We start from the raw sequence: 12,068 nt of genomic DNA, 5'->3' as shown, positions 1-12,068 counted from the left end.
TCGCGGTGTCGCCTCCTCGCTTAAGGAGAGTTTGTCATGGCCCGCGCCACTTTGCCCCGAAAGTCGTCGACACCGCGTCGACGCAACTTCAGCGCCGATCGGGCGTGGAGCCTTGTCGTGCTCGCGCCGTCGGTCGTGATGCTCGCCATCTTCGTGTACGGCTTCATCGCGCGTTCCGGTTATCTCAGCCTCACCGATTGGGGCAACGATCCCGTACAAGCCTTGAGCCTCAACCCCGTCATCAAGTTCACGGGCTTCGACAACTACGCCAACCTCTTCACCGGCTTCCTCGAAACGCGCTTTCGACAAGACCTCGTGAGTACCTTGTTCTTCACGGTCTTCTTCATCGCGGCGTGCCTCGGGCTCGGGCTCGGCCTCGCGATGCTCCTCGACCGCAATCCGCGCGGTGAAGGCTTGTGGCGCACCATCTTCCTCTTCCCGATGAGCTTGTCGTTTATCGTGACGGGCACCATTTGGCGCTGGATGCTGCAACCGTCGGGCGGCGTGAACGCCTTGTTCGGACTCGACCCGAACAACAACGCGTGGCTCACGAGCTCGTCCACCATCTGGAGTTTCGACTTCAACAAGTTGCCGCTCGCCACGGCCTTCGTCGTGGGCCTCGTGCTGCTCGTCGTGGCGTGGCGCGCGTGGACGTCGGGCGACCGGACGCGCACGTGGACCGCCGTCATCTGCGCCGCCCTGCTCTTCTTGTGGGCCTTGACGTTCGGCAACCGCGTCCAAATCACGCCCGCGCCCGAGCCGCACGGCTTCAACCTCGCCTTCATCGGCATCGTCGTCGCCGCCGTTTGGCAGATGTCGGGCTACACGATGGCGCTGTACCTCGCCGGGCTGCGCGGCATTCCCGACGAGCTCCGAGAAGCGGCGCGCGTCGACGGGGCCGGCGAGTGGGGCGTGTACCGCCACGTCATCTTCCCGCTGCTGTCGCCGATCACCTTGAGCGCGATGATCATCCTCGGCCACATTTCCCTCAAGATCTTCGACCTCGTATACGCCATGACGGGCCTCAACAACCTCTACACCGAGGTGCCCGCCTTGTACCTGTACATCACGGCGTTCCAAGGCAACCAGTTCGCGAAGGGCGCCGCGATCGGCATGGTGCTGCTCGTGCTCGTCGCCGCCGTCATCGTGCCGTACCTCGCCTCGCAATTCCGAAGGAGTGACCGCGCGTGACCACGACCGTGCCTGAAACGCGCGCAAGCGCCGCGCCGCGCCGCTTCTCGCTCTCGAGAGCCTTGGTGTACCTCGCCCTCGTCGTCGCCGCCTTGTTCTTTCTCGTGCCGATCTATCTTCTGATCGTCACGGCCCTCAAGACGCCCGACGCCATCAACCTCGACACGACTTGGCACCTGCCAGGCACGTGGAATTGGGGCAGCTTCACCGAGGCGTGGAGCAAAGTCTCGGGCGGCCTGAGAAATTCGCTTCTCCTGGCCGTCGCCGCGACCGCCCTTTCGGCCTTGTTGGGCAGCCTCAACGGGTACGCGCTGAGCAAGTGGAAGTTTCCGGGCGCGGATCTGCTGTTCGCGTTGATGCTGTTCGGGATGTTCATTCCCTACCAAGCGGTGCTCATTCCGCTGTTCCAGTTCATCAAGGGCATCGGTCTTTACGGCAGCTTGTGGGGCCTCATCCTCGCGCACGTCGTGTACGGCTTGCCGATCACCACCTTGATTTTCCGCAACTACTACTCGGAAGTGCCCGACGCGCTCATCGAGGCGTCTCGCATTGATGGCGCGGGCTTTTGGGGCATCTACAGCAAAGTCATCTTTCCGCTGAGCGTGCCCGGCTTCGTCGTCGTCGTCATTTGGCAGTTCACGCAAGTCTGGAACGAATTCCTGTTCGGCGTGACCCTTGCCAACCCGTCGAGCCAGCCGATCACGGCGGCCCTCGCCCAACTTTCCGGCGGACAAGCCGTGAGTTGGAACTTGCCGATGGCGGGCGCGTTGCTCACCGCCCTGCCGACCCTGCTCGTGTACATCCTGCTCGGCCGCTACTTCGTGCGCGGCTTGCTGGCGGGAAGCGTGAAAGGGTAAGCGCGGCCGTCCGCTCGCTTTCGTCGAAGTCCCCTCCGAGGAGGGGACTTTAAGTTCAGAACGTCGCCAAACGAAACGCCCCCTGATTTCAGGGGGCGTTTCGCCAATGACCGTGGCTTATCGCTTGACGACTTCCGCGTCCTTCGGAAGGGCGCGCAGTTTCGCGGACGTGAGGCCGGTGTTCGTCTTGTAGTTGCTGATCGTCAGGTCCGTCGTGACCTTGCCCGACCCGTTGAAGACTTGCACGCGGGTGGGACGCCAGCCTTGCTCGGCGATCCACACACGGTTGCGGTCCGTGCCGCCGTTCTTGGACGTGGCTTCCAAGACGAAGGTGCGGTTGCCCGACGCGCCGTCCGTGTCGACCAGCTTGACGTTGTAGTTGTCCGACAAAAACTGCGACGCGTTCGTGAGCTGCGAAAAGTCGAAGTTGAAGCCGCCCGCGCTCGACGACTTGACGGTTTGAACGGTGATCTGGTTCGTGAGGTACAGGTACGTCGAGACGGTGTTCTTGTCCACGACGATGATGTTGTCGGCCAAGGCGTCGGGCGCGTTGAATTGCACGCGCGCCACGCTTGCCGACGGAATGGCCTTGACGTCGAGGTCGAGCTTTTGGCTGCCACCTTCGAAGTTGGCGGTGCCGCTGATCTTGAAGCTGTAGTCCTTGACGTTCTTCTGCGCGGCTTCCACCTTCGAGACGATCTCGTTGGCGGACTGAGCGAAAGCGCTGCCGAGCAGGGCGAGGAAAAGAAGCGAGATTTTCTTCATCGAGTCACAGTATCTCGTTCGAGGTCATGAGAAGGCTTCCTGGGAACTGACTGCGAACTCACTCCTCGTCGTCGGGGCCGCCGAGCGGGAAAGCGTACGAGACGCGCAAGCCGACGTTGCCCGTGCCGCCGCGAACTCCCGCCGTCAAGGCCCCTCGCGCGACGGGCAGCGTGACGTCGGCACCGTAACGCAAGGGCAGGGCCGCCGTCCGCCACGGCTCGAAGGCGAGGTAAGCGCGAGCGCTGGTGTTCTCGCCCAAGAGGTCTTGAACGACGACGCTGCCCGTCACGCCGACGCTGTTCATGCCGAGCAGCGCGTCCACGCCAAGCGTCGTCGTTTCCCCGCGCATCGTCGCTCCGACGAGCAGGCCCGTCGCAGTCGCGCCCGTTCGTCCGCCGAGACGCAAGGTGAGTTCGTCGCGCCGAATCTCTCCGAACACGCTCACGCCCGAGTCCGCGCCGAGCTCGCCGCTCACGCCGACGACGAGGTCACGCTGCACGCGGTAACGACCCGTGGCGCTGAACAACAAGCCGGAATTCAAGGTGGGCGTCGGCTCGTACGAGAAGACGGCGAGCGGATCGAAGGCCGAGGGCGGCGCCGTGAAGGCGTTGAGCGAGGAGCTCAGCGCGATCGGGCCGAGGGTTCCGTTCGCCGTCGAGACGACATTGAAGGCCCCCGAGAAGGTCGCGGCGATCGTGGTGCGGGCACTGAGCGTTCCCAACGCCGAGAGATCGAGGCGCCGCCCGACGCTGAGGTCGAGGCCCACGTTCGACACGCCGAATCCGACGTCGAAGCCGCGAATGTCGAGGCCGCTGATGCCGACGCGCACGCTCGGATCGGTCGTCGCGCGCACCTCCACGTCGGCGGCGTGCGCCGCGCCAAGCAGCAGACAAAAGCCGAGCAGCCAAGACAAGGTCCTCATGAGGACGACCTTATCAGGCTTCTCGCGCTTCGAGCGTGACGCCGCGCTGAAACACTCTTGAACTCGCGTCGCAGTTGATGTCCGCACGCGTGTAGGTGTAAGAAAACTGTGACGCCCGCGTGCGTACCCTCCGAACGTACGACTTTATTTTTCGTAGGAGGGCTATGCTCAAATTTGCAATGGTGGGGTTGCTGCTGGCGACGAGCGTCGTCGCACAACAAGCACGCCTTCGCCTCGACGTGCGCGAAGACTCCAAACTCGGGGCGTTCCTCACGGGTGCGGACGGCAAGACGCTTTACATCTTCACGCGCGACTCCCTGGGCACCAGCAACTGCTACGACGCTTGCGCGGAGAACTGGCCCCCCGTGCTCGCTTCGCAACTTCCGACTCTGCCCGGCGGCGCTCAAGGACGACTCACCTTGATCGAACGCAAGGACAAAACTCGGCAAGTCGCTTACAACGGCCAGCCGCTTTACTACTGGAAACGCGACCGCAAGGCGGGAGACACCCTCGGCCAAGCCTTGAACGACGTCTGGTACGTCGCTAAGGTCGGGCGAACTGCGCCCACTGCGACGAGCGTCGAGCAGAGCGGCAACCCGAGCGCCGCGAGCGGTCCGACCGCCGCACAAAGCGCCGTGAAGTATCCGCCCGGCGACTCCATGTGGGTCACGAACGCGCCGAAGAACCGCGCGGCCGTCCTGACTGTCAAGGCGGGCAGTCCCACCATAAACGACGGCTTCAACTACAACGGCGTCACCGACGGCGAGAAGGGCTTCGTCGTGCCGCAAGGATGGCGTGTCGTCATCAACTTCCGCAACATGGGCGACACCTTTCACACCGCCATCGTCGTGGACGCCCCGAAGAGCGGCGAACTCAAAGACCAGTACCCTGTCACCGCCGCCGCCTTTCCGGGGGCGGGCAAGCGTGTCCTCGTGCACGGGCAAGGCACGGGCGAGTTCGACGCCACCCTCGACTTCGTGGCGAACAAACCCGGCGTGTACCTCATTTTGTGCGGCCGCCTGAATCACGCGCTCAACGGTCAGTACGTGCGGCTCGTCGTCGACCCGAACGCTTCGGTCGCCGAGTGGAAGTCGTTCAAGAACTGAATTCGGCGGGACACGGAGCCTTCACGCGCGTCTTTATACTGACGTCGTGAAGGCTCCTCTCCTCGTAATTCGCACGTTCGGGATCGTCGCCGTGCTGGCGGTCCTCACGCTCGCCTTGTCACTCGTCGCGATGCGCGGCGCCACGCCGAACGACGCGAGCGCGCAAGTGCGTTTCGTGCGCGAGATGATTCAGCACCACTCGCAAGCGATCGACATGGCGATCCGCATTCGAGATCGCAGCGCCGACCCGGACTTGCGAACGGTCGCGCTCGACATGACGCTCGCGCAGCAAGACCAAGTCGGGCAGATGCGCGGCTGGATGACGCAGTGGGGCGTGCCGTGGGCGGGCCAAGCGATGACGGCCGAACACGCCCGCCAAATGGGCATGGCGACTTCCGGCGACGTCGAGTCGCTGTCCACCTTGCCCGTGAAGGACGCGGAGGTCAAATTCCTGCGCCTCATGATCCGTCACCACGAAGGCGCCCTCGCGATGGCGAAACCGATGTTGAACGACACGCGCCCCGAGATTCGCAGTCTCGCACGCAACATCCAAACGACGCAAAGCAGCGAAATCGCCCTTATGAAGACCTTCTTGCAGCAACGGGGCGCGACCTCGGCCGCTCCGACGAACTCGACGGACATGCAGGACATGCCCGGCATGAACCACTCGCATTGAGTCCTCCGAAGAAAAGGAGTTTCCAGTGGCCCTCGAAGACCTTTACCGCAGCGTCATCTCACAGCATCACAAGCATCCGCACGGCGTCGGACGAATCGACGACGCCTTGAACGCCTCGCGAACGAACACATCGTGCGGCGACTCCGTCGAAGTTTGGATCAAGCTCGACGCGGACCGCGTCGCGGACGTACGCTTCCAAGGCAAAGGGTGCGCGATCAGCGTGGCGAGCGCCTCGATGATGACGGACGCCTTGAAGGGCAAGACCCTCGCGGAGGTGCGCGACGTCGCTCGGCAATTCAAGGAAGTCGTGATGGGCGAGGCGAGCCCGACGCCCGCTCTCGGCGAACTCGCTGCCTTGTCGGGCGTATCGAAGCTGCACGCCCGCAGAAAGTGCGCCCTCCTCGCGTGGCAGACGCTGGAGGACGCCCTCAGCGCTTCATTGTGATTCGCGCGGCGAGCGCCCGTAGGGCCGCGAGGTTGTTCGCGCTCGCGAAGACGTCCACGAACGGCAAGGCCGCGCGCATGCCCCGCGCCGTCGGTTCGTAGCCCGCCGTCGAGAGCAGCGGGTTGAGCCACACCACGCTCGCGGTACGCCGCTTCAACTCGCGCATGGCGCGCTCCAGCACGTCGGGCTCACCCACGTCGAGGCCGTCCGAGAGGATCAAGGTCATCGTCTCCGACGAAAGCAAGTCCGGATGGAGGCGCACGAGGCTCGAGAGGCTGCCGCCGATGTTCGTTCCGCCGCCCCACGCCGCTCCGAAGCCCGGCAAGGTGCCCGTGCGGCCCGACCGTACCATGCGCCGAAGTTCCGGCGTCGCCCGCTTCAACTCCGTCGAGAAGAAGAACACTTCCACGCGCCGCGCCCGCAGCGTCAACGCGTAAGCGAACTGCAGCATCAACGCGGTGTGCGGGGTCATGGACCGGCTTCCGTCGAGAATCAGCACGAAGCGCGGATTGCGCCTCGGGTGGCCCTTCCAATGCGGATGCGCGACTTCTCCGCCGCGCGACAACGAGGCGCGCAGCGTTCGCCGGAAGTCGAGCCGCGATCCTCTTTGCATCGGCGTCCACTTGCGGCTGCGGCCCAGCGTGAGGCGCGACACGAGGTACGTCGCGACACCCAGCATCTCCGCCAGCCTTTCGGCCCTCACGCTCGGCGGCTCGCCCTCCACTTCCAGCGGACTGTACCGCGCGCGCAAGAACGGTTTCGAGCCGCCCGAGTCGTCTGCGCCTTCTTCGAGAGCGTCCTCGCGCAAACGCCGCCCGCCGCCTTCCTCACCTTCGCCGCCTTGATCGGCGTCCGCTTCGCGCTCCTGGGCGCCCTTCCCTTTGCCGGGGCGCTCGTTCTTCGGCTCGAATCCCGGCATGTTCGGCTGCGCGATGCCCATGCGGTCTCGCGGCAAGAAGAACGCATCGAAGATCGCGTCGAAGCCGCGTGCTTCCTCATGGGACGCCGCCAAAACGGGCCGTAGGGCGTCGCGCACGCGCGTGAGGCTGCCGAGATCCACGACGGCGAGCGCGAGCAGGGCCGCCTGCACCTCACCGCTTCCGACACGGTAGCCGTGCTTGCTTCTCAGCTCGTGCGCGAACGCCGCCACGTTGCGCGCGAGGTCCGCGTGCGGCGCTTTGAGCGTCATGCTCGCGCGAGCAACCTCGGAGCTTGCGCCGCCACGAGCTGCCAATCCTCACGCAACTTCAAGATGCACCCCAAGGTCTGCGAGAACGTGTCCTCGTCGAGAACTTCACGGTGCAGCGTCATGAGCGCCTGCGCCCAATCGAGGCTCTCGGCGACACCCGGAAGCTTCCCGAGCGGCAGCGTCCTCAATTCCGCCATCACCCGCGCGACCTGCACGGCGAGTTGCTCGTTCATGTTCGGCAACTTCGCTCGCAAGATGCGAACTTCCTGCTCGAAGGTCGGATAGTCCAGCCACAAGTACAGACAGCGTCGTCGTAACGCGTCCGACAATTCGCGCGAACGGTTCGACGTCAAGATCACGTACGGCCGCTCCACCGCTCGAATCGTCCCGAGCTCCGGAATCGTCACTTGAAACTCGGCGAGCAGTTCCAGCAAGAACGCTTCGAACGCTTCGTCAGCGCGGTCCACCTCGTCGATGAGCAAGACGGGCGCCGTTGACTGCGTGATCGCTTCCAGCAACGGCCTCTTGAGCAGAAAGTCTGGACCGAAGATTTGCGCTTCGCGCTCCTCCAAACGCCCGCCTTCACCTTCCGTCATGCGAATTCGCAGCATTTGGCGCGGATAGTTCCACTCGTAAAGGGCGGATGCCGCGTCGAGCCCCTCGTAGCACTGCAGCCGAACGAGCTTCGTATCGAGAACGTCCGCGAGCGTCTTCGCGCTTTCCGTCTTCCCGACGCCCGCTGGTCCTTCGATGAGCAGCGGTTTTCGCAAGGCCGCCACGAGTTGCAGGGCCGTCGCGAGGGGCGCGGACGTCACGTAGCCGCGCCCCTCGAAGGCGCTCGCGAGCGCCTCGAACGCCAAGGTCGTCACGAAGCGGCTCCGGCCAGGTACTTCGCGGGGTCCTTGAGGAAGCGCGCTTTGCAGTGCGGACAGCAGAAGTAGAACATGCCTCCATCATGCTCCGCGACGTGCTTCGCCGACGCGACTTCCACTTCCATTCCACACACGGGATCGACCGCCACGATCGGCGGGGAAGGCGCGACCGTCTGACTCGGCGCGTGCAGAAACGGCTTCGCCTGCACGATCTCCGCGAGAATCGACACGGCGACCTCGGCGGGCGTCTTCGCGCCGATGTCGAGCCCGACAGGATTGCGAATGGAGGAGACGTCCTCCTCGGAAAAGCCCGAGACGTCTCGCAACACGGTGCGCACCGTCTCCGCGCGCTTGCGGCTCGCCAGCAAGCCCAAGAAGGCAGGCTTCACCCGAAGCGCCGCTTCCAAGGCCACCTCGTCGTAGTGTCCTTGCGACGCCACGATCACCACGAGATTGCCCCGCACGGCGAGAGGCGAGCTTCGCAACGCTTCCGAGAGATCCTCGACGGCCACGACCTTCACGCCGTCCGTCTCGGCGCTCGGCACTTCGATCGCCTCCACGACGCGCGTCACCTCGTACTCCAGCGACCGCGCGAGCGTCGCGACCGCTCGGGCGACGGGTGTGAAGCCCACCACAACGAGACGTCTCGGCGGTAGGATCGGCTCGACGTACACGTCGCTCGCGCCCTCCGAAGCGCACGTCATCGGCACGACGATGCTTTCCGCGTCCGGACTCATGGAGGACGCTTGGCTCGCGTCGGGCCGAATGCGCACGAGGCGGGGCTTGCCCGCGGCGAGCGCTTCCACCGCCTGCTTGCGGATGATGTCGCGCGAGCACGATCCGCCCACGAAGCCCTCCATGCGCCCGTCCGCGAACACGAGCGCCCGATCGCCGAGGTGGGCCGACACGGGCGCCTTTCTTGCCACGACCGTCGCGACCGCCACCGGCGTTCCTTGCGCTCGAAGGGACGCCAACCGACCGAAGAAATCAGGGATGTGCTCGGACATGCCCCTCCACCCGCTTCGCGGGAGCCCTCCGACCGAGGGCCGAGAATGCGACCTCGCGCCCAAGCCTGCACGCGAAGGATAAGGTGGCGTGCAAGCTTGGGCGCCTCAGGCCGGTGTCGCCGCGTTCAACTTCGCCGCCATGTTCGCGAAGGTTTGCGTGATCAGCTTTTGCGCCTGCGCGTCTAGGACTCGCCCGCCGACCGTCGCGACCGGGCCGCGCATGGTCGCCTCGCCGCCCCAATCGAGGGTCGTCGTGGCGTTGCCGTTGTCCACGATGTTCGCGCCCGCCGCAAGATCCACGACGCTTCCGAAGCCGCCCCCGTTGATCTTGACGGTCATGCGGCCCGCGTCCGGGTCAGGCTGAAGCTCGATCTTGAACTTGAACTTTCCACGCACGGGTCCGATGCCGACTTTCACGGTCGCGTCGAAGTGCGTGTCGTCGTGGACGTCCACGGTGTCAACGTCGGGCAGGCACGACGCCACCAAGCGGGGATCGCGAATGAACGTCCAGACGTCGGAGACGGGCGCGGAAACTTGTTCTTGACCGGTGTATTGCAATTTCATCGTCGTTACCTCGCTTCCAACTTACCTCCCCTCTCCCGTGCAAGGAGAGGGGCCGAGGATGAAGAGCTCGGTCAGTCCGCGCTGATCGCTCGTCTCGCTTCCGCTTCCTGAATCGCCCGCCACACTTTCTCCCGCGTGAGCGGCATGTCGACGTGGCGTACGCCGAGCGGCGAGAGGGCGTCCATGACGGCGTTCACGAACGCGGCGGGCGATCCGACGTTCGGCGATTCCCCCACGCCTTTCGCACCGATCGGGTGATGCGGCGAGGGAGTGACGGTGTTGTCCGTCTCCCACTTCGGCGCTTCGAGACTCGTCGGCACGAGGTAGTCGATGAAGTTCGGGTTGAGGTTGTTGCCGCTCTCGTCGTACGTGATCTCCTGCATGAATGCGATCGCGTATCCCTCGGTGAGACCCCCGTGGATCTGCCCTTCCACGACCATCGGGTTGATGACGGTTCCGCAGTCGTCCACGGCCAGGAAGCGCCGCACCTTCGTCTCGCCCGTGTGACGGTCCACGTCCACGACGGCGACGTAGGTGCCGTGCGGAAACGTCATGTTCGGAGGATCGTAATAGTACGACGCTTCCAAGCCGGGCTCGTTGTCGCCGGGATTGGTGTACGCGGCGAACGCGACGTCCTTCATCGTGACGCTCCTCGTCGGGACGCCCTTGATTTGGAACTTGTAGTCCGTCCACTCCACGTCCTCGGGAGACGCTTCGAGAAGGTGAGCGGCGATCTTGCGGGCCTTTTCGCGAATGCGGCGCGCGGCGAGCGAGATGGCGGCGCCCGCCACGGGCGTGGAACGGCTCGCGTACGTGCCGAGGCCGTACGGAGCGGTGTCCGTGTCGCCTTCCTCCACCATGATGTTTTGCGGGTCGAGGCCGAGTTCCTCGGCGACGATCTGCGCCCACGTCGTCTCGTGTCCTTGCCCTTGGCTCTTCGTGCCCGCGCGCACGACGCCCGATCCTGTCGGGTGGATGCGAATCTCGGCCGAATCGAACATCTTGATCCCGAGGATGTCGAAGTGCTTGCTGGGACCCGCACCGACGACTTCGGTGAAGGTGGAAAAGCCGATGCCCATCAGCTCGCCTCGGGCGCGCTTCTCGGCTTGCTCGCGCAGCAAGTCGTCGTAACCGATGCGCTCCAGGGCTTTGTCGAGGGTCGAGTGGTAGTCGCCGGAGTCGTACGTGAAGCCGAGCGCCGACTGGTACGGAAACTGGTCCTTGCGCACGAAGTTCTTCTTGCGAAGCTCCACGGGGTCCATGTCGAGCTCGTCGGCGAGGATGTCCATGGCGCGCTCGATCGCGTACGACGCTTCCGTCACGCGGAAGGAGCAGCGGTACGCGACGCCGCCGGGCGCCTTGTTCGTGAAGTACGCGTCGAGTTCGGCATACGCCACGGGAAATTGGTAAGAGCCCGTCACGATGCCGAACATTCCGGCAGGGTACTTCGTGGGGTCGGCGGCCGCATCGAACGCCCCGTGGTCCGCCACGGTCTTCACGCGAAGCGCCGTAACGGTCCCGTCGGCCTTCGCGCCGATCTCGACGTCCATGTGGTAGTCACGCGCGAAGCCGGTCGTCGTGAGGTTTTCCGTGCGCGTCTCGATCCACTTCACGGGCTTCTTCAACAGCAAACTGCCCACGACGGCGCACACGTACCCGGGGTACACCGGAACCTTGTTTCCGAAGCCGCCGCCGATATCGGGTGAGACGACGTGGATCTTGTCCTCGGGAATGCCCGTCACGAGGGCGAGCGCGGTGCGGTACACGTGCGGCGCCTGGGACGTCACGTAGAAGTGCAGGCGGCCCATGGTGTCGAACTCGGCCACGCATCCGCACGGCTCGAGCGGCGCGGGATGGCAGCGTTGGAAGACGATGCGTTGCTTCACGACCTTCTCGGCCGCCTCGAGGGCCCGTTGGGTCTCGTCTTTGTGTCCGACGTCCCAGTGGTAGATGTGGTTGGTGCTCTTTTCGCGGTCGGAGCGGATGACGACTTCGTCTTTCGCCGCTTCGTGCGGACTCACGACGGGATCGAGCGGCTCGTAATCGATCTCCACGAGTTCCGCGCCGTCCATCGCCGCTTCCCGCGACGTCGCGAACACCGCCGCGACTTCTTGGTACTGAAAGAGGGCCTTGCCGACGGCGAGCACCATCTGCTTGTCGAAGCCGTGGAAGGTCGGCAGCCATCCCAGCCCGGCCGCGACGAGGTCCTCGCCCGTGATGACGGCCTTCACGCCCGGCACGGCGAGCGCGGGCTCCTTGTCGATCGAATTGATCTTCGCGTGGGGATACGGGCTGTGCACGATCGCCATGTACAGCTGACCCGGCAAGTTGATGTCGTCGACGTACCGCCCCTTGCCTTGCAAAAAGCGCGGGTCTTCCTTGCGCTTCATCGAGACGCCGAGGGCGTGCTTTTGAGGATCGGGAGTGATGCTCATGCGTGCCTCCGAGGATGCTTCCCTCTCCTGGCCGGAGAG

General features: G+C 64.7%; 12 protein-coding genes. 5 read left to right on the top strand and 7 right to left on the bottom strand.

Going from position 1 to position 12,068, the window contains the following annotated elements; all coding sequences use genetic code 11:
* The first annotated feature begins 36 nt into the window (after positions 1 to 36).
* Both DES52_RS07460 and DES52_RS07455 read left to right on the top strand, forming a co-directional pair.
* On the top strand, positions 37 to 1,191 hold the full coding sequence (locus tag DES52_RS07460; protein ID WP_110886186.1) for a carbohydrate ABC transporter permease: 1,155 nt from the start codon (positions 37 to 39) through the stop codon (positions 1,189 to 1,191).
* Positions 1,188 to 2,048, top strand: coding sequence for a carbohydrate ABC transporter permease (locus DES52_RS07455; protein ID WP_110886185.1), 861 nt, complete (start codon positions 1,188 to 1,190; stop codon positions 2,046 to 2,048). The genes DES52_RS07460 and DES52_RS07455 overlap by 4 nt, the downstream gene beginning before the upstream one ends.
* A 117-nt stretch (positions 2,049 to 2,165) precedes the next feature.
* On the opposite strand, the gene DES52_RS07450 is transcribed toward DES52_RS07455, so the two are convergent.
* Positions 2,166 to 2,813: an outer membrane lipoprotein carrier protein LolA gene (locus DES52_RS07450; RefSeq protein ID WP_110886184.1), complete on the bottom strand. Its 648-nt coding sequence runs from the start codon at positions 2,811 to 2,813 to the stop codon at positions 2,166 to 2,168.
* 58 nt (positions 2,814 to 2,871) lie between these two features.
* The gene (locus DES52_RS07445; protein ID WP_110886183.1) at positions 2,872 to 3,735 is read right to left on the bottom strand and encodes a hypothetical protein; all 864 of its coding nucleotides are present in this window, start codon (positions 3,733 to 3,735) and stop codon (positions 2,872 to 2,874) included.
* 164 nt (positions 3,736 to 3,899) lie between these two features.
* Here DES52_RS07445 and DES52_RS07440 point away from each other — a divergent pair, with 164 nt between their 5' ends.
* From DES52_RS07440 to sufU, 3 genes are read left to right on the top strand one after another with little or no spacing between them, the layout of a single operon-like run.
* Positions 3,900 to 4,841, top strand: coding sequence for a sulfocyanin-like copper-binding protein (locus DES52_RS07440; RefSeq protein ID WP_110886182.1), 942 nt, complete (start codon positions 3,900 to 3,902; stop codon positions 4,839 to 4,841).
* Between the two features lie 46 nt (positions 4,842 to 4,887).
* Entirely contained in the window at positions 4,888 to 5,517 is a 630-nt protein-coding gene (locus tag DES52_RS07435; RefSeq protein WP_245900800.1) for a DUF305 domain-containing protein, read from the top strand.
* Between the two features lie 25 nt (positions 5,518 to 5,542).
* Positions 5,543 to 5,962: a Fe-S cluster assembly sulfur transfer protein SufU gene (sufU, locus tag DES52_RS07430; protein ID WP_110886181.1), complete on the top strand. Its 420-nt coding sequence runs from the start codon at positions 5,543 to 5,545 to the stop codon at positions 5,960 to 5,962.
* Here the strand turns inward: sufU and DES52_RS07425 are convergent.
* The 5 genes from DES52_RS07425 to DES52_RS07405 all read right to left on the bottom strand — a co-directional run bounded on the left by DES52_RS07425 (position 5,946) and on the right by DES52_RS07405 (position 12,029).
* Complete coding sequence (locus tag DES52_RS07425) at positions 5,946 to 7,151, bottom strand: vWA domain-containing protein (protein WP_110886180.1); 1,206 nt, start codon at positions 7,149 to 7,151, stop codon at positions 5,946 to 5,948. The genes sufU and DES52_RS07425 overlap by 17 nt on opposite strands.
* Positions 7,148 to 8,020 carry an AAA family ATPase gene (locus DES52_RS07420; RefSeq protein WP_110886179.1) on the bottom strand — a complete coding sequence of 291 codons (873 nt, stop codon included), beginning with the start codon at positions 8,018 to 8,020 and terminating at the stop codon, positions 7,148 to 7,150. The genes DES52_RS07425 and DES52_RS07420 overlap by 4 nt, the downstream gene beginning before the upstream one ends.
* Entirely contained in the window at positions 8,017 to 9,030 is a 1,014-nt protein-coding gene (locus DES52_RS07415) for an XdhC family protein (RefSeq protein WP_110886178.1), read from the bottom strand. The genes DES52_RS07420 and DES52_RS07415 overlap by 4 nt, the downstream gene beginning before the upstream one ends.
* 105 nt (positions 9,031 to 9,135) lie before the next feature.
* Positions 9,136 to 9,594, bottom strand: coding sequence for an SRPBCC family protein (locus DES52_RS07410; RefSeq protein ID WP_110886177.1), 459 nt, complete (start codon positions 9,592 to 9,594; stop codon positions 9,136 to 9,138).
* Between the two features lie 71 nt (positions 9,595 to 9,665).
* Positions 9,666 to 12,029: an aerobic carbon-monoxide dehydrogenase large subunit gene (locus DES52_RS07405; protein WP_110886176.1), complete on the bottom strand. Its 2,364-nt coding sequence runs from the start codon at positions 12,027 to 12,029 to the stop codon at positions 9,666 to 9,668.
* Positions 12,030 to 12,068 lie beyond the last annotated feature (39 nt).

It is taken from the genome of Deinococcus yavapaiensis KR-236, assembly GCF_003217515.1.
Taxonomy (GTDB): Bacteria; Deinococcota; Deinococci; order Deinococcales; family Deinococcaceae; genus Deinococcus_A; species Deinococcus_A yavapaiensis.
The sequence above is the reverse complement of the archived record's forward strand: the minus strand, read 5'-3'. Positions and strand labels throughout refer to the sequence as shown.

Bases quoted from the DNA above. Each gene is read 5' to 3' on its own strand.
- DES52_RS07460 (WP_110886186.1), top strand. From the start codon at position 37: ATGGCCCGCGCCACTTTGCCCCGAAAGTCGTCGACACCGCGTCGACGC.
- DES52_RS07450 (WP_110886184.1), bottom strand. From the start codon at position 2,813: ATGAAGAAAATCTCGCTTCTTTTCCTCGCCCTGCTCGGCAGCGCTTTC.
- DES52_RS07445 (WP_110886183.1), bottom strand. From the start codon at position 3,735: ATGAGGACCTTGTCTTGGCTGCTCGGCTTTTGTCTGCTGCTTGGCGCG.
- DES52_RS07440 (WP_110886182.1), top strand. From the start codon at position 3,900: ATGCTCAAATTTGCAATGGTGGGGTTGCTGCTGGCGACGAGCGTCGTC.
- DES52_RS07425 (WP_110886180.1), bottom strand. From the start codon at position 7,151: ATGACGCTCAAAGCGCCGCACGCGGACCTCGCGCGCAACGTGGCGGCG.
- DES52_RS07415 (WP_110886178.1), bottom strand. From the start codon at position 9,030: ATGTCCGAGCACATCCCTGATTTCTTCGGTCGGTTGGCGTCCCTTCGA.
- DES52_RS07410 (WP_110886177.1), bottom strand. From the start codon at position 9,594: ATGAAATTGCAATACACCGGTCAAGAACAAGTTTCCGCGCCCGTCTCC.
- DES52_RS07405 (WP_110886176.1), bottom strand. From the start codon at position 12,029: ATGAGCATCACTCCCGATCCTCAAAAGCACGCCCTCGGCGTCTCGATG.